Here is a 24,925-nt window from a genome sequence, read left to right as displayed (position 1 = left end):
TAAGCCCTGAAGCCTTTGAGAAGAAATATTTTAAGAATTTAGAGGGATTTGTTGTCCACGATACTGTCTAGGATCAATAAAGCCATCCCAATTGAGTGAAATTTGCTGACCAGAGGAAAAAGCTTTTTGTATTTTCTTTACTTCTACAAAGGTTCCGTCCTGCTCAACTTCTAGACTTATAGCATCACATATTCCTTTTTTTATTTTTATGAAAAATGAATGTTCTTTATTTGATGGTTTACCTTCAGAGGTAGGAACTCCAAGGGGAATAAAAGGTGTAACTTTTAAGTCAACTAGTTCAATCTCAAAATCTTTCTTTTCAATAAAATTTTCTTGAGTAGATTGTTGAGTATTTTTATAACTACTATTACTACCAGTGCTACCACCATTATCTTGAACAACTAGATTTTGTTGCGGAAGTAATTTGCAGCCACATGAAAGTGAGTCGTTCACTCGTGCTGCAGATTTCCCAAAAATTTGCATGTATGGGTCACCAGACACAATGGTTGCAAGAACTTTATGTGTGGGACATGTAGCTTTATCACCAACGCAGGCAACGGGAATACCATCAATTAGAAACTTGCTGTTCCCAGAAATGACTTTGCCACCCCCAGATGTTGGGCAGCCTATAGTTATATACGGGGTTGCCATATTACTCCTTGTTATTTTCATGAATTGGCCCGAATGATAACAAAGTGGGGTATACAGAACTGTATAGTTTTATTGTATAAGTTCCTATAATAATTAAGTTAGAAATTTAACTATCTGAATTGTTTTCTTATGTAGATAGGAATTTTATTTTAATTCAATATGAAACTGTGAATTAGCATGACTTAAACTTAAGATTTTAATCGAATAAAATTATAATTATTTAAATACCCTCTAATAAACCTTCACAAAAATACCAACTTAAAAAGATAGCTAACCGTTATGATCTTATGCTTGGCTGTTGGGGAATGAAATTAAATGAAAATTTTTGCTGTTGACCAAAATAGTGCTTTAACACGCTATGCAGGACAAAGTCTGGTTATTAAATTTGATGACGGAAAAATACTAGAGATAAATGACAGCCAAGAACCTTTAGCCGCGTTCCCTGAAGGCATTCTTATATGGAGTGGTCGAGCTCCCAATCAAGATGCTATAACTGATTTGCAGTTTTCACAACTGAGCATCACGCCAGTCGCTAGTAATGGAATTATTATCGCGCCATACCAAGAACAAATAGCGACAGCTATAAGCCTGACCCTGTTCGTTACCGATGAAAATGCGCAATTATTCCCAATTAAAGAAAAAAATGTTGTGATTGAGCTTAAAAATGGAAAAACCATAGAAGTACTCGAAGACTATGCTAAAAAAGGCTTGTTGGTTTGGGGCGGGCGTGAACCGATTTCAGGACTTTCTATAGAACAATTGAAAGAAAGAACCGAAAGCTTAGGGATTTATCCTATGGCTAGTAATGTCATTTACGTATTTCCATTTAAGTTGCCATAAAAGGCTCAAGGTCGGCTAAAAGAATTGCTAATTGGAACGGATATTTGAGCAGTGACACGAGTAGAGTGTTTTGTTTTTATGCATTTTTATAAATAAAAAATTAACAATAAATTTTAACTATTTATCCTTACTTTTTAATGATCTATTTTAAAGCAAATGTCATTTTGTATGCTTGACTGTAAGTGACTTGGATACTATCCTTTGCGGGCTGGCCTACATTGCCAGTCGGTTTTGACGGACCGCTATTTCAACCACTTCAGGACTATTTCTTCTGAGGAATAGTTTTGTGTGCACACCTCGTTCCCTCCCGTAGCGGTAGGACGGGAGTGGGACACTTTCGAGTGTGCTGGAGTTGAAACCAGTCCGTCAACCCGCTTCCGTTCTGCCACCATAATTTATAATGTTTCGGCAGAACTCCCAAAAGAAGGAGTTGGCTATGCACATTCATAAATTATTGGCAGTCACTGTCAAAAACTATCTCGACACAACTTAAATCACTTTAAAGAAACTTGATTGCCTATAGGCTTTTCAGGCTTTAAATCATTACGTCTAAAACTTAGCAACAATAAAACTTGAGATGTGCCAAGCACAGTCTTTACGGCTTTGCTGTGCCTTTTTTTCTCCCAGAAAAGGCACAGGCTTTTTAATCTCATTTAGAAACAACAAGAATTTATAACGGCAAAACTATGTCAAATTTAGAAATATCTTCGAAAAAACTATATGTTCTTCAAACTGCCATACACCTATTTACAACTTACGGGTTTCACACAGCGGGCGTAGACCTGATTGCTAAAGAAGCCCAAATTACCAAATCCACCTTTTATAAATATTTTGGCTCAAAAGAAGGTTTAATTGAAATGTGCATTGCCTTTCAAAAAAGCTTGCTCAGAGAAGAAGTGCTCTCCATTATTTACTCAGGCCATTACCGCACTTCAAAAGATAAACTCAAAGAAATTATTGTTTTACATGCCAACTTTAATAGCCTGTACTACCTTTTACTAAAAGCCTATTTTGAAATTAAAATCGCTTACCCACAGGCTTACCATATGGCAATAGAGTATAGAAAATGGTTGCTTCATGAGATTTTTGACCTGATTTTTAGTTTAGAAACTCATGCATTAAAGCCCGATGCCAATTTGGTTTTAAACCTAATTGATGGCTTGATGTTCCAGATTTTAAGCTCAAATAGTTTGGATGAGCGGGATATGGTGGTGGAGAGGTTTTTGAAATAGGAATTAATATTTTTTCAATTTAAATGAAGTAATAAATTTAATTTTTAATAATTGATTACCTTTTTAACTTACTTAAACTTTTATTATTACGTCTGATAATTAAGAAGTTAAATCTGAAAATTAATTATTTCTTATAATAAAATTTTAACTTATTATGCTTAACCGCATTTTATACCACTCAATAAAAAAGAGTAAATTTTATGACACTTAATAAAGCTATTTTCCTTTTTCTACTTTCAGGTCTTATGGTCGGCTGTGGTGGCGGGACTGGAAGTAGTGATACAGTTACAACAACAAAAGATGAAATTCTTAGTAGCGAGTTTGATAATACTACTTCTTACAAATGGGCATCTATTCAGTTTGATAATACATTTGTTGAGATTACTAGAAATTCAAGAAACGGAAATATTTGGTATGCAGATTATCTTAAATTAGATAAAAACACTCAACCAGATATTGGTCGCCTAATGTTAAGCACAGATGGTCTTTACAGACCAGATGAGACGAAGTATCCATTAGGTTATAGACGATATATTTTAAGATCTACTTCACAAGATGGAACTACTCTTCGAAAAACCCCTTATAACAAAGATGGCCTTAAGAATATTGTCGTAGAAGAGAAAGGGCGCTGGATTGATTTAAAGAATGTCAGAATAAGTGACAGAACCGCCGTATATTGGAATCTGCTTGCAGAGAAAATTCCTACAAGCGTATTTTTTCATCGAGAATCTATTGGTGATCAATTTAAAAATTTTTTAGCTTTAACTAAAAAAAATACATTTCCTGCAGGAGCTAAGTGTTTTCAGGTTGAAAGAACAAATTATTCAGTCCCTTACTATGTAATTACTAATACAGAAAGTTTAGCTTCTGTTAATGGTGTTAGCGTTAATAACTTTTCAGACTATGTTTCTTTAGCTGGAAGTAATGCTGTTACTGGAAAATGGGGTAATGTACAGTGGGCTTATTTAAATACAGAGGCAAACGATCCAAAGTATTATACAGTTTCGGTGTATATGAATATAGACAATAAACTAGCTTCAGGTTATTGGCAAAAGAATCCTAACACTTCAATTGATAGTATTGTTGCAGGTTATAAAAAATCACTTGATTCATTTAATAATTACGAGGATGTAATTTCTTTCCAAAGTGCAATTGAAGAAGCAAAGAATGAATGTACTTACTATAATTCTGTTGCTTCTCAAAAAATTGAATCATTGATTAATCAGACTTTAATCAACTAGATTCAGATTATTTAATTTTGATCAAGGCTAGTAATTTTTTGAATTATAGTGATCATTATTTATCAGTAGAAAACTCCTAAGGATAAAGCTTACTCGAAAGAGTAAGCTTTTTTAAACTATCGAAATTATATTGTTTTTTCTTAAAAATTTTTTTGAAGATCAAATTAATAAGTATTCGGGAAATATTAGAATTAATGATTTTTATGATCCCAGAGGCACAATGACATGAATTTGTATCCAATACCTGCTGATTTTATTAATGAAAAGGTGACACTTTCATGGTGTGATATCAAATGGGGCTATAAAAATAATCTTCTCACTTCAGAAATACCAATAAAAAAAGCAGAAAATAGTTTATTAACGGAAGACTATACTAACGCTGAACTTGAACTATCATTCCTTATACCGAGTGAATCAGATGATATCGGTCCCTTTTTGAATGAATTATGTTCAGAGACTAATGAAGATTCGATGATTAGGGAAAAATGGCTTTATATACTTCTTAGCTGGCTTTGGATTAATCGAGAAAGTTTTGAAGATCCTTTAGATGAGGTAGAAAGTATTTATACAGATTTTGATTATCCTGCTGAAATAGAAAGTTTTATTAAATATATACCTCCTACGGATGGATACGATCCCTCATTGTATTCGTATGCAGAAAATATTAATCGCTTAATGAAGAATTGGGAAATTTACTTACAAAAGGGTGCTGATATATTCAAATAAACCCGAGGCTATCCCTAGCATTAATAAAATTAGTTAAAGTTCTTTAAGTATTAGATTAAATCTTAAAATAATATATTGAAATTTGATAGAATATTTTTCCCTAAATATTTTTAGAAATATATGTACATAGAATTTAAAGATCTAATGAAAAAAAGAAATATCGCTTTGATCACTATATTTATTCTTATTATTGGAAGTGGCTACTTATTTATTAATAATAAAGAAAATACACAAAGGGTTAAATCAGTGGTATATACAGATAAAACCATAAGACAGAAATTTGGAAAAATTAAAGACTACAGTATTAAGCAGTATGGATCTGATTTTTATACTGATGCTGAACGGCCACTTTACTCTTATAAAGTTGAAATAACTGGACAGAAGCAAGATGGAGTGGTTGATATAGAAATGAGGAAAGATTTTAATAAAATTAAATACTTATATACTATTAAAGTCAAAGAAGAAGGGCATTCTATGGGATTTCGTATAAGATTTGGAAAACATTAATTTATCTAAATTATGGGCGTTAAAGAAGGCTCTCAAAGTTGTAGGCTTATTTATTACACATTGCTTAAAAAATATACAGAAACCTCGTTAAAACGAGTTGGAACGCTACAAACGCGGATGTTAAGTTGAAGTCCACTCTTCCCAATAAGTGAGGTGAGCAATGAAATTGTTAGCTTTAATTAGCATGGGAGTTGCAGCAAGTTATTGGTATATAACTATAAAAGATAGCAAGCCAACTCTTCTGAAACCAAATTTTGATGAAATAGTAAAAAACTTTGTAATAGCAGAATTTAAAGTCTAATGCATTTGATAATCTTAATTAAATAAAAAGCTCATCGGAAGATGGGCTTTTTGTTGGAGTAAAGACAGACAAACTTATAGTTTTCATATAAAAATAAGAAAATATTGATTCATCTTAGCATCTATATATTTGTTATAAATAAAAAAAAGACCATCAATGGGTCTCTTTTTATTAAATCTGTTATTTCTAAAACCTAAACCAATTTTTGAACCTTTTGTGCTTTCGGTAAAGTTGGTTTTCTTCCTAAATACAACGCAATCACGGCGCCAATAAATGTCAGAATGCAGAGCGGTAAAAGTGAAACAGGGAAACTACCCGAATAATCTTTGACTATACCCATAATAGAGTTCATAAGCCCAGTACCGATATGCGCAATGGTATTAACCGCTGCGATGCCTACGGCTACCAGAGTCGGCGGTAAGCGCTCAGAAACCAATGCCCAGAAAGGACCTTTAATGGCATAGTTACCCATCAAAACGAGTGAGAATAAAAGTAAGCTCAAAGTTAAAGACGAGGTAAAAATAGTAAGAAGCAAACCAAAACTGGTTACAAATAATGGAATGGCTGTGTTGAGACTTTTATTGCCACTTTTATCGGCATGTACGCCCCAAACAATCATGAAAGCAGCAGCTAAACCAAACGGAATCATATTTAAAAGACCCGTCTGCATGGCAGTTAAATGGAAAGCCTTTAAAATCTGAGGCATCCATAATGATAAAATATTGCTGGTTGCTGAACTTCCTGCATAAATAATTGCGAAGAACCATAGATATTTATTGGTAATCAGCAGTTTGAACTTACTCTTTTTCTGTTCGGCACTGTCTTGTTTTTCAGTATTTAACTGTTGGTTTTTTTCAAAAGTTAAGGTACTCGATAGCCATTCTCTTTCCTCAGAACTTAACCATTTAACATGATTCGGTTTATTTGGAAGCCAAACTAAACATAATATGCCAAGAAGAATTGCAGGCAATGCTTCAAAAATTAAAAGCACTTGCCATCCACTTAAACCAACTAAACCATGTAAGCCCAACAGTAAGGCAGATAATGGTGAACCAATAAAATTAGATAAAGGAATGGCAACCATAAATACGGCAACAATTCGAGCCATATATCGTTTAGGGAACCATAGGGTTAAATACAGTAATACACCAGGAAAAAATCCGGCTTCGGCAGCACCAAGTAAAAACCGTGAGATTGCATATGAAATAGGGCCAGTAATGAAGGCGGTACAGCAACCGACAATGCCCCAAGTAATCATGATTCTGGCAATCCAGATACGTGCACCTAGCTTTTCCATGGCCATATTACTTGGAATTTCAAATATGACATATGCAATAAAAAATAATGTCGCACCAAAACCAAAGGCAGTCGCGGTTAAACCAATTTCTTGATTCATGGTTAAAGCGGCGAAACCAATGTTTACTCGGTCAATATATGAGATGAAATAACAAAGAATGAGGAAAGGAAGAATACGAAAAGAGAGTTTACGGATCGTTGACTTTTCTACTTCCGATATAGATATATCATTTTTCATACATACTCCTTATGTACGTGAGAAACCAAACAGCTCGGTAGGGTTCTGATTTAAAATTAAACATTGCTCGTGTTTATCAAACACAATCTGTTTAAAAGCTCTAAATGCATTTTCATAAGTAATTAAAGATTCATGTTGGGTATGTGGCCAATCACTTCCCCAAATGAGTTTGTGTAAAAAGCCTTTTTCTTTAAGAATGTTATAGGCCAGTCGTGCCGTATTTATGTTGTTTGGAGCGGCACCCAAACGGTAGAAACCGGACACTTTAATCCAGTGCTGTTTTACGTTAAGTAAGCTTAAAAATTTCTGATAATCCGGATCTTCAATCCCTTTAACAGGGTCAACTCGGCCAAAATGGTCAATTACGACATCAAAGCTGTATTCATCTAATTGTGGCAAAAGCTGAACCAGATATTTTGGCGGTGCGTGTAATTCAACTTGCCAGTTGAGGCTTTCCACATTACGTAAAAATTTTTGCCAGTCAGGCGTATTTAGCGCAGGAGGGTTAAGACCGAATAGATTTAAGCGAACACCAACGATGCCTTGTGCCTTGAGATTCACTAGCTCCTCAAAAGTCGTCGTATGTTGAACAACGGCGATCCCTTTTAAACGCTTAGGGTATTGCTGAATTGCGTTTAACATCGCTTGGTTATTGGTACCCAAAAAGCTGGGTTGAACCAAAACACCATGCGTGAAATTGTATTCATCAAGATGAGAGATAAAACTTTGTACAGTTGCCTCATAATCAGGTGCATAACGTGCTGTTTCGATACTGTGGTCCTGTGTCGAAAAAACATGTGCATGTGTATCTATACAGTTCATTTTCATCTCACATTACAAATTTTAAAGCGAAAATAGTGATTAAAGCGGCAATGACTCCTACAGGAATTGCTTTAAATAACAGTTGATTAAAAAATTTGGTTTTGTCGATATCTGCAGGAGCTGAAGCCATAATGAGGCTACCGCCAGAGGAGAAAGGGGAAATCGCTGTAGACTGAGCGCCAACTACAATACAAATGAACAGCACAAGTGGATTTAGGCCAGAGCTAAGTGCAAGCGCCGGAACAATTGGGAATAAGGTAGGAGCAACTACACCTAGAGTGCTTGAAAATACAGACATAATGGCACTGATCAGACATAACAGTACTGGTATAACCCACACAGGAACATTGTTTGCTAACCATTCAGATAGGGTCGTAATAATGCCAAGTTTCACACCTAATGCGATGAGCATACCAACACCGCAAATCATGATTAGTGTTCCCCAAGGCACAAGAGCAATGACCTTTTTCTCATCGGCAAGTTTCATAAGTAAACTAATGAGCGAGAAGGTAATGGCAAGGAAGGCAATATCAATTTTGGAGTTTAAAAAGCTAATCGTTTTTACATCGGGAAAAACAAGGTGCAAGATTGGAAAAACTAAAACAATCGACATCATTAAAACAATAAGGAAGATGGATTGTTTCTGTTTTTTGTCAAATGGCTCAGGCTTTTGATCTTCAATCACAATTGAATTACTTTTTCTATTCCACAGGGTATAAATGCCCAACACCGCAATTGGAATAATTAAAGTTAATACAAAAATTCCACTGCTATATGAAAAAGCGGTTTGTGAGCTAATACCAGTATTTTCCATTAAGCTTCGGAAAATAATGCCACTTTGTGATGTCATAAAATTTGCGCCAGCTAAAGCGCCGTAATTTGCCGCCATCCCGCCAATAACCATATTCATATTGGTTTTTTTACACAGCAGCAGTGTAATGGGTGCCATAAAGGCAAGTACCGTATAAAAACCAGCACCTAGGCCAGCAATAATGGTTGCTGCGAAAAAAATCGCTAAAGGTAAAAACTGAGGAAACTTACGGCATTTATATAAGAGATGGCTGGCAAGTTTTTCTAAAGCGCCATTTGCCAAAGCAAAGTTATAAAACAGAGTGACAGATAAAATAATAAAGAAAATTTTGACAGGCCATAATTCAATAACTTCGGAAGGTTTAAGACCCATGCCAAAGCAACCAATCAGGTAAGCAAACGCTATCGTAAAAAATCCGATATTGATTTTTGTTTTATAACCTAAGCCTATAGATACAGCTAAAGCTATCAGCATCAATGCGGTCATATTATCTTCCTTGATAAATATATAAACATCTAAACATATATATGTTTGCTTTTTTGTATTACACAGAACTATGCTAATATTGTCAAATCGATTTCATAATGTTTAACGCAAATGCTTGATGAGACTGCATTTAAAAATTTTAAATTGCCAAGATATGAAAAGGTCCGTTGGGAACTTCAAAAACTACTGATCCAGTCAAAATGGACAGTCGAAGAGCCTATTCCAAGTGAACAAGAACTTGCGCAAATGTATAGCGTATCGGTAGGAACCGTTAGAAAGGCGGTTGAAGGACTGGTTGAAGATGGCTTATTGGTTAAACAGCAAGGAAAAGGAACTTTCCTCAAACAACCTAATTTTGAAAATTCACTCATCCGTTTTTTTAGACTACGTAATAAAAAAGGCGATTTTATTCAGCCACAAGGACAAATCAAAAAAGTAGAAGTGTGTGATGCAATGCCGGAAGTAAACGCCGAGTTAGGGCTTGGGCACACCGAAAAGCTGATTTATATCGAGCGTGTTCGTAAGCATGAAGACGTCGTTGTGTTAAGCGAAAGAATCTGGCTGCCTGAACGCTTATTTAAAAATCTGGAAGAAATTCCAATCGCTGAGTTTGGGAATCTACTTTATCCTTTTTATTATCAGCACTGCGGTCAATTTATTTCTACTGCAACAGAACGGTTAACTTTTGAGAAAAATATCAAAGATAGCCATTTAAATAATCACCTTGAAGACCCTTTAGTGAAGGTATGCCGTATCGCAAAAAATCTTGAAGGCGTAGCAGTCGAATACCGTGAGTCTTATGGTTTGGCCGATAATTTTCATTATGAGATAGCAATTAATTAGTATCTAACGGTGATCCCTGATTTCAGAGTTTATTTGATTGCTGCAATCAGGTGTTTTTGTCTTTACAAATGATGATTAAAAGAAAAATTTAATTCTGCCAATACGGTGTGTCTCCATAGATTTCAGCAAAATAATCTATTACCACTCGAATATTTAAGGGCGGATGGCGAACATTGGGATAAATGGCTGCGATATGCTGGGGGTGTGATTTAATCGCGACTTCATATTCAGGTAAAAGCTTTATTAAATCACCTTGTTTTAAAGCTTCGCCAATCAGCCAATCAGGAAATAAAACAATCCCCATGCCATGAAGCGCGGCTGTCATTAAACTCTCGGCATTGTTTGAAGACAGCAATGGAGTAATTGGATAATGTACCCATTCTTCATTGGGCTTTCTTACTAACCAGCGGTTAGGACCTTCAAAACCTTTATAGACTAGGCATTTGTGCTGATTAAGTTCTGTCGGATGATCAGGCGTACCGTATTTGGCAATATATTGAGGAGACGCTGCCAAATGATATTTTTGTGTACCAAAAATACGTGCATGAAATGATGAATCAGTCAGTGCTCCAATACGAAATATTAAATCTGTGCTTTCGCGTAATGGATCTATAAATTCATCGGTTTGAATGAGTTCTATTAGAAGCCTTGGGTAACGCTCTGATAAACCCGCCAACCACGGCGCAATATGCCGTTGACCAAAAAACACAGGGGCATTAATGCGGACGAGTCCCGATGGCTCTATGGTTTTATCTTGCAATGCCTTTTGGGCTTCATCAAATTGTTCGGTAATTTTTTTCGCGTACTCAAAAAATAATTTGCCCGATTCGGTCGGTGTGATTGCTCGCGTATTTCGGTAGAAAAGTTGCTGGCCCAATGCATCTTCAAGTTGTTGAATGGTGCGTGAAATCATAGACGCTGATACATCTTCTTTACGTGCTACATTTGAGAAGTTTTGCGCGTTATAAACACTAATAAAGAAGCGAAGCGTGCGGATATCAATCGAATTTGTTAAATCCATTTGTGCAATTTCTGCAAAAGTGATTCATGAATTATGCTGTTTTTCTGATGAATTGGCTACCTTACTATTCGTTGCTTAGATACAGATGAGGCAATGTAGATGCAAATTCTATTACTACTCCTAACCATTTTAGGGGGTATGGGGCTATCGGTCGAAGCAGGGCTTTTAGGGCCGTTAGGAAAAGAAGTGGGTGAGTTGTGGGCCACGTTTAGTATTTTTGGCGTGGGTGCAGCACTTACTTTTCTACTCATGCTGTTTTTTAGCCCACGTAATAGTCCTTCATTTTTTACACTTCCATCTTGGCAATTACTCGGTGGTGTTCTTGGTCCTGCTTACGTCATTATTTTGACAATTACGACTCCAATTATTGGTATTGCAATGACCATGATTGGCATTTTAGCGGGACAGGTATTTAAAAGTCTGATTATCGACCACTATGGTTTACTGGGAACTCCACATCGAAAAGTAGACCGTAAACGGGTAGTGGCACTCATCTTTATTGTTGTCGCACTTATACTTGTGGCAAAAGCGTAGGAGATAGCCATGACAATTTTAATGATTCTTCTCGCCGTCATTGGTGGTGCTTTGCTGAGTGTGCAGGCCGCAATTAATGGTCAACTTGGAGCGAAAGTTGGTGTATTTCGTAGTGCTTTTCTGACTTTTTCGGTCGGTGCTCTAATTACGGCTCTCCTTATTTTTTACTTTGAACCTAAACAAACTTTAACGTTACTAGATGTTCCTAAATGGCAGTTATTAGGTGCTATGTGTGGCGTACCTTATATTGTCATTATGGTACTGGCTGTACAAAGAATCGGAGCTGCGGTTGCTACTGTTGCTGTGATTTTTGGACAACTTTTGATGAGTATCTTGATTGATAACTTTGGCTGGTTCGGTAATGAAATGCTTCCTTTTTCACTGTATCGATTAGGAGCGCTAATTTGCTTAGGGATTGCTTTGTATTTTATCTATTCAAGTAGCAAGGACAAAAGGATAGAAGGGTAAAATACGAGCCAAATTTAGTATTGAATTTAATGAGCCCACATTAGGAGTAAGACTAACAATGAGGCTCATTTAGAGTTTTTAAGTGCTCAGTTGATTCCGTTTATTTAGTCGTATCCACAGAAACCACAACAGATAGACCAGGACGCAACAACTTAATATCCGGCTGGTTCTCAAGGAGTTTGATGCGTAAAGGTAAACGCTGAACAATTTTAGTAAAGTTACCCGTCGCATTTGTTGCTGAAATTGGCGAGAAAAATGCACCAGTCGATGGTGAAAAACTATCTACCACACCTTTTAACTCAACATTGTAAGCGTCGACATAAACAATGACAGGTTGGCCGATTTTAATTTGTTTTAGTTCAATTTCACGGAAGTTTGCTTCTACATACACTTGATCTAAAGGCACAACCACCATGAGTGGATTACCTGCGCCAACAAAGTTGCCCACATTTGCAGACTTTTGTCCAATCATGCCATCAATAGGCGATCGAATTTCTGTATAGCTCAGATTCAGTTTTGCTTTATCAAGCGCAGCTTGAGCTTGTTTTAAAGCGGCTTCTTTAGCCTGTACCTGAATTTTATATTGGTTGAGCTGATACTGTGCATCTGTGACTTTTTCTTTACTGCTGTCCAAGTCGGCATATTGCTCGGTCAATGTGGTTTTTGACTGTTGCGTAATCAATCTAGACTCAGCACCAAGCGCCTGTAGTTGCTCATAACGTGCTGTATTATCTTTGGTGAGTTTAATACCGGCTTCTACTTTTCTAAGCTGGGCTTCTGTTTCTCGGATAACAGTGGGTTGTCTTTCTACTGCCAGCTTTGCTTCATTTAAGTCAGCTTGTGCTTTAGCATAATTAGATTCTGCTTCAGCTAAAGCCGCCTGATAATCTCGTGCATCAATCCGTGCCAAAAGTTGGCCTTTTTTTACGGTCTGGTGATCTTTAATATAAATTTCTTCAATATTGCCTGACACTTTAGGAGCAATGGTTGAGTACTCGACATCTACCCGTGCATCGTCAGTTTTAACCACTGAAGAAGGTAAAAATATAACTTTTAAAATCCATAAAATGGAAACTAGAACGATAATAAATGCAATAACCATAACCCAGTGTTTCTTAAGATATTGCATCTTTGTTAACTTGGGTGACTCGGTCATGGAGTGATCTTGGGCTTCGAGAGTACTCATAAAGATTTTCCTGAGTTATGACTATTCATTAACTTAATGAGAGCAATGCGTGGTGGATAAGTTCTAACTGGCAAAATCAGCATAACGATAAATAAAATTGCAGTAAGTCCCGCTAAAATCAGATATTGGTCACTAATCACCAACACCGATTGCTGTGCCTGAATCGCAGAATTTAAGGCAGATAAACCACCGGAAACACGTTCGGTACCATCTGCACTTAGCACAGGCGGGGTAAGCGGGTTAATAACAGGACCTTGAATATTTTGAAAAACATGTTGTGAGGTATTTTCAATCAGCCGTGTTGAATGGTATTCACCACGTACTCGATTGACCCAGTCCAAAAGACACACACCGAGTACGCCGCTAATAGCACGCGGGGTATTAATCATAGGCGAAGCATAGATTGCCATAGTTGGGTGGACACTATTTGTCCCCATCATGAGGAGCGAAAGCACTACACAGGTTTGTCCTAAACATGAGATTGCATGCCAAAAATAGAATTGGTCTTGGTTCCAAGTGGTATCAAGTTGACTTGCACCTAAGCAGCCAATCATCACCAAAAGTAAACCAAACCCATGTACATATCGGCTATCAACCCAAGCTTGGTTTAAAACCTTAATGACAATTGGAATATAGATAAACTGTAATGCGGCAATTTGTAAGCCAATCCACATGGTTTGAGTGGGCTTATAACCATGCACAGCGCTTAAGTAATTAAGGGGTAATGTACTGGTTGACATACCAATAATCACAAAGCAAAACAGCGCAATAACAGCATAGCCAAAATTTCGTATTTCGAGCATTTGCGGTTTAATTAATGGTGTTGGATAGCGCCATTCATGTATTAAAAATAAAGGTAGGGTAATGGCACTCATTAAAGCCAAAACACAAATCAATTTTGAATTGAACCAGTCCAAATGATTGCCATGCAAAAGCATGGTACTTAAGCTTGCCAAGCCAATAATGGCTAGAATCGCACCAGTCCAATCATAAGTTTTTATTCTTGAGTAATTTAATGGATCTTGCGGAATACCGAAGTAAACCAGCGCAGCACTTAAAGCACAAAAAGGAATGGTTTGGAAAAATATCATCTTCCAACCAATCACATCTAAATAAAAGGCAGCAAGTGCAGCACTTAAGTTTGGGAAAAAAGTTGCTGTTAATGCATAGCAGGCCAAACCCCATAGACGAATTTCAGGTCCTAGGAATCTAAGGGCACAGGCCATAAGTAAAGGAATGGTTAAACCATTAGCGAGTCCTTGCAAGCCCCGTAATAAATAAAATATTTCGATATTTGGGCTAAAAGGAATTAAAACGCTAGAGAAGAGGCAAAGTCCTATCGCAAAAAGAAGAACTCGACGCATAGAAAAAATAACGGCCCAACTGGTGGACAGGATCATGCCAATAATCATGGCACTGGCATAAATACTACTGACCCAATAACCAGCGTCGACACTAATGCCCATTGCACCGCGAATATCGACCAAGGTAATGCTGCTAATTCGGTTATTAAATTCGACAGTCATGGCTGCAAAAATTGCACCTGCCAAACCGATGAGTGGTCGTATATTCATCTTTTACCTTAAATTTTAAAATGAGCTTATTGCACCGAACAGGGCAAATCTTAAGCTCAACTGTACCGATCGGTACTCTACTATCTTATTAAAATTACGTCAATTCTCGATTTTGAACTTTTCGATGAGGTACACTAAGAATGAAATTGCTAAATATGTTTGTAGGTTCGTATGTTAGATTGCACTAAAACCAAAGAGAAAGATCAAAAAATTCTAGATGCAGCAACAAAGTTTTTTCTGATCCACGGATTTAGTGGCACAACCACAGATATGATTCAAAAAGAAGCAGGTGTTTCAAAAGCCACCATGTATGGTTGTTTTAAAAATAAAGAAGCAATGTTTGCTGCCGTCATTGAGCGCAAATGTGCCAATATGCAAGAGCAAATTATATTGGTTGAGACAAAGGCCAAAAACTTACGTTCAGCTTTAACTGAAATTGGGAAAACTTATTTGTGTTTTATTTTATCGCATTCGGGTTTGGCATTCTTTAGAGTCTGTATTGCAGAAGCCGTAAGATTCCCGGAATTATCGGAAAAGTTCTTTGAAGTGGGGCCACAACGTCTGGCAAATATTATTGCGGGTTATCTTGAAAAGTCGGTTAAACAAGGAGAAATTGAATTAACTTCTTCTTCGGAAGTCGCAGCAAATATATTTTTATCACTGTTAAGAAGTGATGCTCATCTAAAATGTTTGACTCATCCTGATTATTTAATATCAACCGATGAAATTAGTGCTTGGGTTGATTACGCTGTTGATTTATTTTTAAAAAATATCAATTACAAAACAAGTTAATTTGGCAATTTATATTATATACGTAAGATTTGAATATCGATAAAAAAGAGACCATCATCTGGTCTCTTTTTATTTTTTAGATCGCTTCTCTAGTCATCTCACCATTCACCAGTCTTAAAATCTGCAATGGGTTGCTGTCTTTTAAGGCTTCTGGCAATAAACTTTGCGGATAGTTCTGGTAACACACAGGTCTTAAGTAACGGTCAATGGCCAAGGTTCCAACTGAAGTGCCTCGTGCATCTGAAGTGGCTGGATATGGCCCGCCGTGTACCATCGCATCACAGACCTCAACACCCGTTGGGTAGCCATTTATAAGTAATCGACCGGCTTTTTCCTCTAAAACTGGCACTACATCTGCAAACTCGGTTAAGTCAGCTTCATCGGCAATTAAAGTCGCAGTCAGCTGACCATTCATGCTTTGTAGCGCCTGAATGAGTTGGGCTCTATCTTCAACTTCAATGATGACTGTGGTTGGCCCAAAGATTTCTTCCTGTAAAAGCTGGTCACCCGCCAGTAAAAGCTCAACATCCGCTTTAAACAGTTGCGGCTGCGCCTGATTGCCTTGTTGAGCCTGACCTGCCAAATGCTTAATGCCTTGATGCTGGGTTAAGTGCTCAAGACCAGCGGTATAACTTTTTAAGGTTCCGGCATTGAGCATAGTTTGTGCAGGTTTAGCACCCATAATGTCGGTTAGTTTGCTAATGAGCTGGCTAAATTCGACCGATTTAATACCCAAGATTAAACCCGGATTGGTACAGAACTGGCCACAGCCTAAAACCACTGAATCTGCCAAGTCCTGTGCAATTTTTTCACCACGGTTTTTTAAGGCTTCTGGCAACATCAACATCGGGTTAATGCTGCTCATTTCAGCAAACACCGGAATCGGTTGTGGACGGGCTGCAGCCATGTCACATAAAGCGCGACCACCTCGCAATGAACCCGTAAAACCTACAGCCTGAATTAAAGGATGCTTAACCAGTGGTTCACCTACGCCATTACCATAGATCATGTTAAACACACCTTTAGGCATATTCGATTTTTCTACAGCACGTTCAATTGCCTGCGCTACAAAGTCTGCTGTGGCCATATGTCCACTATGGGCTTTCACCACTACAGAGCAACCCGCTGCCAGTGCCGAAGCAGTATCACCACCCGCAGTTGAGAATGCTAAAGGAAAGTTACTTGCCCCAAATACTGCCACAGGGCCAACACCGATTTTAATCTGGCGTAGATCTGGTCGAGGTAAAGGCTGACGCTCTGGTAAAGCAGTATCAATACGGGCACCTAAAAAGTCGCCACGGCGCAGCACTTTGGCAAATAAACGCATTTGCCCACTGGTACGGGCACGTTCACCTTGTAGACGTGCAAGTGGCAAAGCGGTTTCCTGTGAGACAATTTCAAGAAAATCTGTACCCAATGCATCAAGTTCATCGGCAATGTTTTCTAAAAAAACAGCACGCTGTTCAAGAGACGTATGACGGTAAGTCTTAAACGCTTGACTGGCTGCTTCACAGGCCTGATTAACCTCTTGCTCGGTTGCATGATGAAACTCATAAGGCAAAGTTTCGCCCGTTGTTGCATTTACACTTTTCAATAAGCTTGTACTTTGTGCACTACGTGAACCGCCAATAAAGTTGTGTCCGATAATGGTCATAACAAATATCCTGAAATTAATGAGAGTGTCTTGGAAGGTTGTCTTGGTTTACGACTCGCATATATAAAGTTGCGGGTTCCAAACAACCGCCAGTCGATAATTGACCTACCATGTTGCGATACATTTCTTGCCAAGGTGTTTGAGAGGCAGAGACCGTCGGTTTCCATTCACGGCGGCGTTGTTCTAACTCTTCGTCAGAAATGAGCACGTTGACAGAACGTTTATTTAAATCAATACGTAAACGGTCATTGGTTTTAAGTAAGGCAATTCCACCGCCTACAGCCGCTTCGGGTGACATATTAAGAATAGAGGGGCTGGCAGATGTTCCGCTTTGGCGGCCATCTCCTAAGCAAGGCAGTGAGCCAATCCCTTTTTTTATCAACTCCGCTGGAGGAGCCATATTGACGACTTCAGCACTACCCGGATAACCCACTGTACCTGCGCCACGAATAACCAAAATACAATGTTCATCAATGTTTAAGGCAGGGTCATTGATACGTGCGTGATAGTCTTCGGGACCTTCAAAAACAATTGCACGTGCTTCGAAGCTATTTTCATTGTTTGGATCTGATAAATAGGTTTTTTTAAATGCTTCGCCCACCACGGACATTTTCATAATGGCACTGTCAAAGAAGTTGCCACTAAGCACAATGAAACCGGCACCATGTTTAAGAGGTTGCTCATAAGGAAAAATGACATCTGCATTTGAGGTTTTTGCATTTTTGGCAATTTCCCCAATTGTTTTACCGCTAACCGATGCACAATCTTCATGTAATACACCAGCTTTTTGTAATTCGTGTAGAACGGCAGGGACACCACCCGCACGGTGGAAACCTTCACCCAAATATTTACCCGCCGGCATACAGTTCACAATAAGCGGAATATTTTCCCCAACACGTTGCCAGTCTTCTAAACTCAGCTCAATCCCCATATGACGGGCAATTGCAATGAGGTGAGGAGGGCAGTTACTCGATGCGCCTAAAGCGGAGGCTACAGCAATTGCATTTTCAAAAGATTGTTTGGTCATAATTTTAGAAGGACGTAAGTCTTCTAAAACCATTTCACATATTCTTTTGCCAGTCATATAGGCCATTTGACCACGTTCGCGATACGGCGCTGGAATACTGGCACATGTTGGTAAAGACATACCCAACGCTTCTGCCAAAGCATTCATAGAAAGCGCTGTACCCATGGTGTTACAATGTCCGACCGAAGGTGAAGCAGAAGTGGTCATTTCCATGAACCCTTCATAGTCAATCTCACCGGTCGCGAGTAAATTGCGCGCATGCCAAAGCACAGTGCCGGAGCCAATTAATTCACCTTTAAAATGACCATCTAGCATTGGCCCACCAGACAACACAATTGCAGGTATATCTGTTGTGGCTGCTGCCATTAAACATGCAGGAGTAGTTTTGTCACAACCAGTGGTCAGCACCACACCATCAAGCGGATAACCATGCAAGATTTCAACCAAACCTAAATAGGCTAAGTTGCGGTCAAGTGCAGCAGTTGGACGACGGGTTTGTTCTGCAATCGGGTGGACGGGGAATTCCATTGGAATACCACCCGCGTCTCGAATACCCGCTTTAACGCGTTCAGCAAGTTCTTTGTGATGACGGTTACATGGGGTCAAATCACTCCCGGTTTGTGCAATTCCAATAATTGGGCGACCTGATTGTAACTCGGCACGGGTCAAGCCATAATTCATGTAACGCTCAACATATAAAGCGGTCATATCGGCATGTTCAGGATCATCAAACCATTCTTGGCTACGTAAAAAAATCCGTTTATTTTGATCATTCATTTTTTGATCCTTTCACTCATACTTTTTGAAATTTAGTTTATTTACGAGATGAATCTTGCAATTCAACCGATCGATAATACGTGAAAATTATAGTAATTCACGCTGCTTCAAATTACGCATCAAAGCATTTATTCCAAAATTCCACGGCGTTGCTTTGTCACTGGTCATAACCGTGTTGTACAAAGTACCAAGTTTAGGTGAATGAATACGGACAACATCTCCTACTTTATGGGTAAAGCCAGCCCCAGCTTGTTCTCGATCTTGAGTAGGTGCAAATAAAGTACCCAAGAACAAAACAAAACCGTCTGGATATTGATGGTTTTCATTAAGAGTTTGTTGAATTAAATCTTCAGGATCTCGGCTAATTTCCGACATAGAACTCACCCCATTTAACACAAAGTTATCGGTGCCTTGAATTTGCAGTTCAACATCGCAAGCACGAATATCATTTAAAGTAAAAGTATGGTCAAAAAGGCGAATAAATGGGCCAATCGCACAAGATGCATTGTTATCTTTCGCTTTACTCAACAGTAAGGCACTACGGCCTTCAAAGTCCCGTAAATTCACATCGTTACCTAAAGTCGCGCCTAAAATTTTACCTTGGCTATTGGCAACTAATACGACTTCCGGCTCTGGATTATTCCATTCAGACTTTGGATGAATACCAATATTTTGTCCTGTGCCTACAGCTGCTAAAACAGGGGCTTTAGTAAAAATCTCGGCATCTGTACCAATACCCACCTCAAGATATTGAGACCACATTTTTTGTTCGATTAAATATTCTTTGAGTTGTAGCGCTTTTTCAGAACCGGGTTCGATTGTTTTTAAACTATCACCGATTACGCCTTGTACAACTTCACGAATCGATTGAGCTTTTTGTGCATCGCCACCAGCTTGTTCTTCAATCACACGTTCTAACATACTTGCAGCAAAGGTAACACCTGCCGCTTTAATTACTTGTAAATCAATTGGGGCTAAAAAGTATGCCTTGTTGGTATCTGGCTCGGCGACAGTATTGGCAAATAACTCATCAATTGAACCAACTTGTCTTCCTTCAATTTCAGATAAAGCTTTTAAAGGATCAACGCTTTCAAGTAGCTCGGAAATAGTATGAAATTTTTCCGAAATATCAAAAACTTGATTGCCTCTTAAAATAATAGGGGATGGACCCGAAATTTGACTTGGAATCCACGCACGGCCAATTAAACATCCTTGAGTCGCGTCGTCTGGTAATGAGTTCTGGGAATTTAACGTAAAGTTCATTTAAAGCATCCTTCTTTTATTTGAAATCATGATATGTTTCTTATTTAATAAACACCAATCGTAATAATTTAATTATTAATAACCTGTGGTTATTGAAAAGGAATTTTAAAAATGGCAGATCTGACTTACTCAAGTTTAAATAACTGGCTTAAATTCAAGCACTTGGTTTTGTTAGAGACGTTAGCTCGAACCAATAACATGCATTTGGCTGCCGAGCAGATGAATTTAAGTCAACCTGCTGTAAGTAAAATGCTAAAGGAAATTGAGGGCCTTCTTGGGTTTCAGGTTTTTGAGCGTCTGCCCCGAAATATGCCCGTAACGGCATTGGGTGAACATGTCATTCGTTATGCACAGCGTGTTTTGAATGACGCAAAACATTTTGTTGAAGACATCGAGATTTTACGATTGGGTGGACATGGGTTTTTAAAAGTAGGGGGAATATTTGCAGCAACCGCCGTGGTAATTCCAAACTCAATTATCGAAATTAAGAAACAATGGCCGCTACTTTCTATCGATGTTGTTGAACAGACCAGTGACCATTTAATGGAAATGTTGAGTGAACATACTCTAGATTTAGCCATAGGCCGTTTTACCGATGTTACGCAAAGCCAGTTTTTCGATTTCCAGCCTTTAGGCCCTGAACCTTTCTGCATTGTTGTCAATAATGCGCACCCATGTGCCCAGAAAAAGTTTTGTACATTAGAAGAATTATTAAAATGGCCGTGGGTACTTTATCCTAAAGGCACACCCATTCGGGAGCGTATGGAAGGTGCATTCGCCCGAGCTAAAGTCAAAATTCCTTTAAATACGGTAAATACCATGTCGATGCAAACCTTTTTACAGATCTTAAAAGGTGCACCTATGGTGGGCATGTTGCCAGAAGCAATGGTGATTGATCAGGTGAAAGAAGGACAACTACAGATTTTAGAAACAGACCTGATTTTAGATGCCCAAGATTATGGAATTTTGACACGTAAAGATGAACCAGTGTCTGATATAGCCGCAGCATTTATCAATATTTTACTTAAAAATGCAAAACGTAAGTAAAGTCCTCAGCCTCAAGTCATAGAAGACTTGGGGCTTTTAAATTAAAAGAAAGCTTACTTAATTTAGTCAAAGTTTCATCATAAAACTGATATTAAAAAGTTATCAATATTTAGAAATTATTCATTGGAAATTATTACAGGGACTCCTTATCGTTTAATTCATGATGATTAAAAATCTTTAAGTGAATAAGAATTAGGAAAGGATCCCTGTATGAATGTGTTAATTACTGGTGGCACGGGTTTTATTGGAAAGCAAATTGCCAAAGAGATTTTAAAAACCGGAAGCCTAACCTTAGACGGTAATCAAGCTAAGCCTATCGATAAAATTATTTTGTTTGATGCATTTGCTGGTGATGATTTACCGCAAGACCCTAAGATTGAGGTGATTGTAGGGGATATTACCGACAAAACCACAGTCGCAAACATCACAGAAAATATTGATGTTGTTTGGCACTTGGCTGCTGTGGTGAGTTCGGCAGCAGAGGCTGATTTTGACTTGGGAATGGATGTAAACCTTTATGGCCTTTTAAATTTATTAGAAGAATTAAGAAAAAAACAAACAATGCCTCGAGTCATTTTTGCGAGTGGCTGCGCTGTATTTGGTGGTCAATTACCAGAAGTTGTAACAGATGATACGGTGGTTACACCAAAGTCCTCTTACGGTATGCAAAAAGCAGTAGGAGAATTGCTCGTTTCAGATTATTCGCGTAAAGGCTTTATTGATGGCCGTGTTTTAAGATTACCGACAATTGTGGTTCGTCCGGGTAAGCCTAATAAAGCTGCATCTACATTTTTTAGTTCAATTATCCGCGAGCCTTTAAAAGGTGAAACGGCTATTTGTCCAGTCCCACCAGATACTCCAGTTTTCATTACTTCACCACGACGCTGTGTTGAGTCAATGATTAAGGCTGCGTCAATTTCTTCAGAAGCACTCCAAGATAACCGAATTATTCCCTTACCGGGATTGACCGTTACCGTTAAGCAAATGCTTGAGGCTCTTGAAAAAGTTGCCGGTAAACAAGCAACTGATTTAGTGCAGTGGCAGGAAGATAAAACGATTCAAAGGATTGTTCAAAGTTGGCCGGTTCAAGTGAAAGCCGAATATGCCGAATCTTTAGGTTTCCAAGCAGATGAGAATTTTGAAAGCATCATTCAGGCACATATAGAAGATACCCAAAATTAATGGCAGTGATCGCCAATTCATGTGAGAGTTATTATGGAAGATATCAAAAATGTCACTGCTCTCGAAGAGCAGACAATTAAGCGTATTTCGAGTCGAATTATCCCGTTTCTTATTATTTTATTCATTATGGCCTTTCTAGATAGAACCAATATTGGTTTTGCTGCGCTACATATGAATGATGCAATTGGAATTACCCAAACTATTTTTGGCTTAGGTGCGGGTGTATTTTTCTTGGGTTACTTTATTGCAGAAGTACCGAGTAATGTTTTACTTCATCGGTTTGGTGCACGGATCTGGATTGCCCGAATCATGATTACTTGGGGAATTATTGCCGGACTTATGGGATTTATCCATAGTGGGGCTCAATTTATTATTTTACGGTTTTTACTGGGTATTGCAGAAGCGGGTTTCTTTCCGGGAGTTATTTTTTATTTAACCTTATGGTTTCCTGCTAAATATCGTGCCCGTGTCTTCGCGACCTTCTATTTAGGGTTACCAATTGCTCAAATTATCGGAGCACCAATTTCGGTCGGTCTTATGCAATGGGGCAATACCATTGGCTATGAAGGCTGGCGTTTGATGTATGTTTTAGAAGGGATTCCTTCCATTATTTTAGGACTAGTTTGCCTAAAATATTTAACCAATAACCCAAAAGAAGCACAGTGGTTAACAGCTGAGCAGCGTCAATGGCTCATGAATACGCTAGAGCGTGAAGAACGAGAAAAACAGCAATCTGCCGATGCTGCTTTAACAAAAGGTGAACTCATTAAACAAGTGTTTAAAAATCCTTTAGTGTGGATTATGGCAATTGTTTATTTTGGAATTACGTCTGGTTCAAATGCGATGTTCTTCTTCTTACCAAGTGTTTTAGAGTCGTTCCGTAATACCTTCGGTATGCAAATCAGCCTTATCCAAAATGGCTTACTCACTGCTATTCCATATGCATTTGCGGCGGTTGGAATGGTTTTATGGAGCCGCCGTTCTGACCGTAAACAAGAACGTTATAAACACGGTGCTTGTGCTGCACTTATGGCGGCTTTCGCAATCGCGATTGCTTTGATTGTGAATCAACCGTGGGCAATTATTGTGGGCTTTATTCTGCTCGCAATCGGTGTATTTAGTGCGATTAATATCTTCTGGACTATCCCTGGGCAGACTCTAACAGGAGTGGGCGCTGCAGCCGGTATTGGCTTAATTAACTCTGTAGGTAATTTAAGTGGTTTTACTGGTCCATATTTAACAGGCTACTTATATACCACCACGGGCACCTATACAGTAGCGTTCCTTGCCATTGCCGGATTTGTTGCCATGGGCGGTTTGGGGTTACTGCTTTTGGCAAAGTTAAAGTCTGATAGCCTAAAAGTAGAACAACAGCGACTTAAAGTGCGGACTGCTACGGAGATGAAATAATGGCTCGAATTGGTTTTGTTGGAACGGGCATTATGGGAATGCCAATGGCCATGAACTTATTAAAAGCTGGTCATCAAGTTAAGGTTTGGAATCGAACTTCATCTAAAGCAGAAAGTTTAAAAGAAGCTGGTGCACATGTTTGTAGTGAACTTGAACAAGTTGGAAAAGATGTAGAGTTTCTGATTTGTATACTCAGTGATGGAAAAACCTGTGATGAAATTCTATTTCAAGAATGTGGTGCAATCTCACAGCTAAAACCCGAAAGCACGGTCATAGTAATGAGTTCGATACCTGTTGAAGTTGCAAAGACACAAAGTGAAAAATGTAAAGAAAGAGGACTTGGATATTTAGATGCACCTGTTTCTGGCGGTGAAAAAGGTGCTCAAAATGCAAGTCTGGCAATTATGGTAGGTGGTGATGCTCAAATATTTTCACATGCTGAACATGTTCTATCTGCCATGGGGCGACCAATTTTAGTTGGAGATGCTGGCTGTGGAATGTTGGCAAAACTCGTCAATCAAATGATAGTCGCATCTACCATTGCAACCGTGAGTGAGGGTTTATTGCTTGCCACTAAAGCAGGAGCTGACCCGATAAAACTAAAAGAAGCACTAACAGGTGGTTTTGCTGATTCACCGATTTTGCAACAGCATGGCGAACGCATGTTAAATCGAGATTTTAAACCGGGAGGTACAGCTCGAAACCAGCATAAAGACATTCATACAGCCGTTAGCTATGCTAAATCGCTTGAGTTGAATTTACCTATTGCCCAAAAAGTCAGCCAATTATTCGAAAATATGCTTACTGCCGGAGACGGTGAGCTTGATCATTCTGGCTTAATTCGTGAATTAGAACGCATGAATCATATGTAATTATTGCTTTACTTAAGACTGGTAAATTTTAATTTTTTTATAAAAAAGCAGCAGATTCGTTCTGCTGCATATTCAAACTCATTTGTAGTGCTGGCATTTTTATTGCTTAATCATAATTATCTTC

24 protein-coding genes are annotated in these 24,925 nt (G+C 38.4%); 14 read left to right on the top strand and 10 right to left on the bottom strand.

All coding sequences use genetic code 11. The features are described from left to right. Positions 1 to 30 precede the first annotated feature (30 nt). Positions 31 to 651, bottom strand: a complete 621-nt coding sequence (locus tag HMPREF0014_RS26240; RefSeq protein WP_020992235.1) for a PAAR domain-containing protein — start codon at positions 649 to 651, stop codon at positions 31 to 33. A 315-nt stretch (positions 652 to 966) separates the two neighbouring features. On the opposite strand from HMPREF0014_RS26240, the gene HMPREF0014_RS25175 reads away from it, so the two are divergent. The 6 genes from HMPREF0014_RS25175 to HMPREF0014_RS12355 all read left to right on the top strand — a co-directional run bounded on the left by HMPREF0014_RS25175 (position 967) and on the right by HMPREF0014_RS12355 (position 5,498). Beyond that, positions 967 to 1,491: a hypothetical protein gene (locus HMPREF0014_RS25175; protein ID WP_004887098.1), complete on the top strand. Its 525-nt coding sequence runs from the start codon at positions 967 to 969 to the stop codon at positions 1,489 to 1,491. A 686-nt stretch (positions 1,492 to 2,177) separates the two neighbouring features. Continuing rightward, the gene (locus HMPREF0014_RS12375) at positions 2,178 to 2,723 is read left to right on the top strand and encodes a TetR/AcrR family transcriptional regulator (RefSeq protein WP_020992234.1); all 546 of its coding nucleotides are present in this window, start codon (positions 2,178 to 2,180) and stop codon (positions 2,721 to 2,723) included. 200 nt (positions 2,724 to 2,923) lie between these two features. After that, positions 2,924 to 3,964, top strand: coding sequence for a hypothetical protein (locus HMPREF0014_RS12370; RefSeq protein ID WP_006581575.1), 1,041 nt, complete (start codon positions 2,924 to 2,926; stop codon positions 3,962 to 3,964). Between the two features lie 225 nt (positions 3,965 to 4,189). Further along, complete coding sequence (locus tag HMPREF0014_RS12365; RefSeq protein WP_004887105.1) at positions 4,190 to 4,690, top strand: DUF2247 family protein; 501 nt, start codon at positions 4,190 to 4,192, stop codon at positions 4,688 to 4,690. A 144-nt stretch (positions 4,691 to 4,834) separates the two neighbouring features. After that, a complete protein-coding gene (locus tag HMPREF0014_RS12360; protein WP_009498982.1) occupies positions 4,835 to 5,197 on the top strand; it encodes a hypothetical protein in 363 nt (120 codons plus the stop codon). 160 nt (positions 5,198 to 5,357) lie between these two features. Then, positions 5,358 to 5,498, top strand: coding sequence for a hypothetical protein (locus HMPREF0014_RS12355; RefSeq protein WP_004887108.1), 141 nt, complete (start codon positions 5,358 to 5,360; stop codon positions 5,496 to 5,498). A 193-nt stretch (positions 5,499 to 5,691) separates the two neighbouring features. Here the strand turns inward: HMPREF0014_RS12355 and HMPREF0014_RS12350 are convergent, their stop codons facing one another. Genes HMPREF0014_RS12350 through HMPREF0014_RS12340 form a run of 3 tightly spaced genes read right to left on the bottom strand, consistent with a single transcriptional unit; the run spans position 5,692 to position 9,151 of the window. Continuing rightward, entirely contained in the window at positions 5,692 to 7,032 is a 1,341-nt protein-coding gene (locus HMPREF0014_RS12350) for an MFS transporter (protein WP_004887111.1), read from the bottom strand. Positions 7,033 to 7,041: 9 nt separating this feature from the next. Next, positions 7,042 to 7,854 (bottom strand): amidohydrolase family protein, encoded by an 813-nt coding sequence (locus HMPREF0014_RS12345; RefSeq protein WP_004887112.1) that lies wholly within the window; start codon positions 7,852 to 7,854, stop codon positions 7,042 to 7,044. Between the two features lie 7 nt (positions 7,855 to 7,861). Then, a complete protein-coding gene (locus HMPREF0014_RS12340) occupies positions 7,862 to 9,151 on the bottom strand; it encodes an SLC13 family permease (protein WP_004887115.1) in 1,290 nt (429 codons plus the stop codon). A gap of 111 nt (positions 9,152 to 9,262) precedes the next feature. On the opposite strand from HMPREF0014_RS12340, the gene HMPREF0014_RS12335 reads away from it, so the two are divergent. Next, the gene (locus tag HMPREF0014_RS12335; RefSeq protein WP_004887116.1) at positions 9,263 to 9,994 is read left to right on the top strand and encodes a GntR family transcriptional regulator; all 732 of its coding nucleotides are present in this window, start codon (positions 9,263 to 9,265) and stop codon (positions 9,992 to 9,994) included. 88 nt (positions 9,995 to 10,082) lie between these two features. Here the strand turns inward: HMPREF0014_RS12335 and HMPREF0014_RS12330 are convergent, their stop codons facing one another. Beyond that, positions 10,083 to 11,015 carry a LysR family transcriptional regulator gene (locus HMPREF0014_RS12330; protein ID WP_004887117.1) on the bottom strand — a complete coding sequence of 311 codons (933 nt, stop codon included), beginning with the start codon at positions 11,013 to 11,015 and terminating at the stop codon, positions 10,083 to 10,085. 99 nt (positions 11,016 to 11,114) lie between these two features. Here HMPREF0014_RS12330 and HMPREF0014_RS12325 point away from each other — a divergent pair, with 99 nt between their 5' ends. Both HMPREF0014_RS12325 and HMPREF0014_RS12320 read left to right on the top strand, forming a co-directional pair. Further along, entirely contained in the window at positions 11,115 to 11,549 is a 435-nt protein-coding gene (locus HMPREF0014_RS12325) for a DMT family transporter (RefSeq protein WP_004887118.1), read from the top strand. A 9-nt stretch (positions 11,550 to 11,558) separates the two neighbouring features. Then, positions 11,559 to 12,017 (top strand): DMT family transporter, encoded by a 459-nt coding sequence (locus tag HMPREF0014_RS12320; protein WP_004887119.1) that lies wholly within the window; start codon positions 11,559 to 11,561, stop codon positions 12,015 to 12,017. A gap of 100 nt (positions 12,018 to 12,117) precedes the next feature. Here HMPREF0014_RS12320 and HMPREF0014_RS12315 read toward each other — a convergent pair whose 3' ends face one another. Together HMPREF0014_RS12315 and HMPREF0014_RS12310 are read right to left on the bottom strand one after the other, a co-directional pair. Beyond that, a complete protein-coding gene (locus HMPREF0014_RS12315) occupies positions 12,118 to 13,203 on the bottom strand; it encodes an HlyD family secretion protein (protein ID WP_004887120.1) in 1,086 nt (361 codons plus the stop codon). Then, the gene (locus HMPREF0014_RS12310; RefSeq protein ID WP_004887121.1) at positions 13,200 to 14,777 is read right to left on the bottom strand and encodes an MFS transporter; all 1,578 of its coding nucleotides are present in this window, start codon (positions 14,775 to 14,777) and stop codon (positions 13,200 to 13,202) included. The genes HMPREF0014_RS12315 and HMPREF0014_RS12310 overlap by 4 nt, the downstream gene beginning before the upstream one ends. Before the next feature lie 171 nt (positions 14,778 to 14,948). Here HMPREF0014_RS12310 and HMPREF0014_RS12305 point away from each other — a divergent pair, with 171 nt between their 5' ends. Further along, positions 14,949 to 15,569, top strand: a complete 621-nt coding sequence (locus HMPREF0014_RS12305; protein ID WP_004887123.1) for a TetR/AcrR family transcriptional regulator — start codon at positions 14,949 to 14,951, stop codon at positions 15,567 to 15,569. A 76-nt stretch (positions 15,570 to 15,645) separates the two neighbouring features. On the opposite strand, the gene HMPREF0014_RS12300 is transcribed toward HMPREF0014_RS12305, so the two are convergent. From HMPREF0014_RS12300 to HMPREF0014_RS12290, 3 genes are all read right to left on the bottom strand, one after another. Then, positions 15,646 to 17,223 (bottom strand): aldehyde dehydrogenase (NADP(+)), encoded by a 1,578-nt coding sequence (locus HMPREF0014_RS12300; protein ID WP_004887125.1) that lies wholly within the window; start codon positions 17,221 to 17,223, stop codon positions 15,646 to 15,648. Between the two features lie 16 nt (positions 17,224 to 17,239). Further along, positions 17,240 to 19,027, bottom strand: coding sequence for an IlvD/Edd family dehydratase (locus HMPREF0014_RS12295; protein ID WP_006581573.1), 1,788 nt, complete (start codon positions 19,025 to 19,027; stop codon positions 17,240 to 17,242). A gap of 87 nt (positions 19,028 to 19,114) precedes the next feature. Beyond that, entirely contained in the window at positions 19,115 to 20,290 is a 1,176-nt protein-coding gene (locus HMPREF0014_RS12290) for a fumarylacetoacetate hydrolase family protein (protein ID WP_006581572.1), read from the bottom strand. Between the two features lie 111 nt (positions 20,291 to 20,401). Here HMPREF0014_RS12290 and HMPREF0014_RS12285 point away from each other — a divergent pair, with 111 nt between their 5' ends. The 4 genes from HMPREF0014_RS12285 to HMPREF0014_RS12270 all read left to right on the top strand — a co-directional run bounded on the left by HMPREF0014_RS12285 (position 20,402) and on the right by HMPREF0014_RS12270 (position 24,801). Continuing rightward, a complete protein-coding gene (locus tag HMPREF0014_RS12285) occupies positions 20,402 to 21,337 on the top strand; it encodes a LysR family transcriptional regulator (protein WP_000774594.1) in 936 nt (311 codons plus the stop codon). A gap of 210 nt (positions 21,338 to 21,547) precedes the next feature. Next, positions 21,548 to 22,519, top strand: coding sequence for a D-erythronate dehydrogenase (gene denD, locus HMPREF0014_RS12280; RefSeq protein WP_006581571.1), 972 nt, complete (start codon positions 21,548 to 21,550; stop codon positions 22,517 to 22,519). 33 nt (positions 22,520 to 22,552) lie between these two features. Then, complete coding sequence (locus HMPREF0014_RS12275) at positions 22,553 to 23,929, top strand: MFS transporter (RefSeq protein WP_004887133.1); 1,377 nt, start codon at positions 22,553 to 22,555, stop codon at positions 23,927 to 23,929. Then, positions 23,929 to 24,801: an NAD(P)-dependent oxidoreductase gene (locus tag HMPREF0014_RS12270; protein WP_004887136.1), complete on the top strand. Its 873-nt coding sequence runs from the start codon at positions 23,929 to 23,931 to the stop codon at positions 24,799 to 24,801. The genes HMPREF0014_RS12275 and HMPREF0014_RS12270 overlap by 1 nt, the downstream gene beginning before the upstream one ends. Positions 24,802 to 24,925: the final 124 nt, after the last annotated feature.

Origin of the sequence: Acinetobacter sp. RUH 2624, from assembly GCF_000162375.2 — a bacterium.
Lineage (GTDB): Bacteria > Pseudomonadota > Gammaproteobacteria > Pseudomonadales > Moraxellaceae > Acinetobacter > Acinetobacter nosocomialis.
Note: the sequence above shows the minus strand (reverse complement) of the source record. Positions and strands in the feature narration are given on the sequence as shown.

What these genes read in the sequence shown, in the direction of transcription:
- HMPREF0014_RS26240 (WP_020992235.1), bottom strand. Translation starts at nt 651, where the DNA reads ATGGCAACCCCGTATATAACTATAGGCTGCCCAACATCTGGGGGTGGC.
- HMPREF0014_RS25175 (WP_004887098.1), top strand. Translation starts at nt 967, where the DNA reads ATGAAAATTTTTGCTGTTGACCAAAATAGTGCTTTAACACGCTATGCA.
- HMPREF0014_RS12375 (WP_020992234.1), top strand. Translation starts at nt 2,178, where the DNA reads ATGTCAAATTTAGAAATATCTTCGAAAAAACTATATGTTCTTCAAACT.
- HMPREF0014_RS12370 (WP_006581575.1), top strand. Translation starts at nt 2,924, where the DNA reads ATGACACTTAATAAAGCTATTTTCCTTTTTCTACTTTCAGGTCTTATG.
- HMPREF0014_RS12365 (WP_004887105.1), top strand. Translation starts at nt 4,190, where the DNA reads ATGAATTTGTATCCAATACCTGCTGATTTTATTAATGAAAAGGTGACA.
- HMPREF0014_RS12360 (WP_009498982.1), top strand. Translation starts at nt 4,835, where the DNA reads ATGAAAAAAAGAAATATCGCTTTGATCACTATATTTATTCTTATTATT.
- HMPREF0014_RS12355 (WP_004887108.1), top strand. Translation starts at nt 5,358, where the DNA reads ATGAAATTGTTAGCTTTAATTAGCATGGGAGTTGCAGCAAGTTATTGG.
- HMPREF0014_RS12350 (WP_004887111.1), bottom strand. Translation starts at nt 7,032, where the DNA reads ATGAAAAATGATATATCTATATCGGAAGTAGAAAAGTCAACGATCCGT.
- HMPREF0014_RS12345 (WP_004887112.1), bottom strand. Translation starts at nt 7,854, where the DNA reads ATGAACTGTATAGATACACATGCACATGTTTTTTCGACACAGGACCAC.
- HMPREF0014_RS12340 (WP_004887115.1), bottom strand. Translation starts at nt 9,151, where the DNA reads ATGACCGCATTGATGCTGATAGCTTTAGCTGTATCTATAGGCTTAGGT.
- HMPREF0014_RS12335 (WP_004887116.1), top strand. Translation starts at nt 9,263, where the DNA reads ATGCTTGATGAGACTGCATTTAAAAATTTTAAATTGCCAAGATATGAA.
- HMPREF0014_RS12330 (WP_004887117.1), bottom strand. Translation starts at nt 11,015, where the DNA reads ATGGATTTAACAAATTCGATTGATATCCGCACGCTTCGCTTCTTTATT.
- HMPREF0014_RS12325 (WP_004887118.1), top strand. Translation starts at nt 11,115, where the DNA reads ATGCAAATTCTATTACTACTCCTAACCATTTTAGGGGGTATGGGGCTA.
- HMPREF0014_RS12320 (WP_004887119.1), top strand. Translation starts at nt 11,559, where the DNA reads ATGACAATTTTAATGATTCTTCTCGCCGTCATTGGTGGTGCTTTGCTG.
- HMPREF0014_RS12315 (WP_004887120.1), bottom strand. Translation starts at nt 13,203, where the DNA reads ATGAGTACTCTCGAAGCCCAAGATCACTCCATGACCGAGTCACCCAAG.
- HMPREF0014_RS12310 (WP_004887121.1), bottom strand. Translation starts at nt 14,777, where the DNA reads ATGAATATACGACCACTCATCGGTTTGGCAGGTGCAATTTTTGCAGCC.
- HMPREF0014_RS12305 (WP_004887123.1), top strand. Translation starts at nt 14,949, where the DNA reads ATGTTAGATTGCACTAAAACCAAAGAGAAAGATCAAAAAATTCTAGAT.
- HMPREF0014_RS12300 (WP_004887125.1), bottom strand. Translation starts at nt 17,223, where the DNA reads ATGACCATTATCGGACACAACTTTATTGGCGGTTCACGTAGTGCACAA.
- HMPREF0014_RS12295 (WP_006581573.1), bottom strand. Translation starts at nt 19,027, where the DNA reads ATGAATGATCAAAATAAACGGATTTTTTTACGTAGCCAAGAATGGTTT.
- HMPREF0014_RS12290 (WP_006581572.1), bottom strand. Translation starts at nt 20,290, where the DNA reads ATGAACTTTACGTTAAATTCCCAGAACTCATTACCAGACGACGCGACT.
- HMPREF0014_RS12285 (WP_000774594.1), top strand. Translation starts at nt 20,402, where the DNA reads ATGGCAGATCTGACTTACTCAAGTTTAAATAACTGGCTTAAATTCAAG.
- denD (WP_006581571.1), top strand. Translation starts at nt 21,548, where the DNA reads ATGAATGTGTTAATTACTGGTGGCACGGGTTTTATTGGAAAGCAAATT.
- HMPREF0014_RS12275 (WP_004887133.1), top strand. Translation starts at nt 22,553, where the DNA reads ATGGAAGATATCAAAAATGTCACTGCTCTCGAAGAGCAGACAATTAAG.
- HMPREF0014_RS12270 (WP_004887136.1), top strand. Translation starts at nt 23,929, where the DNA reads ATGGCTCGAATTGGTTTTGTTGGAACGGGCATTATGGGAATGCCAATG.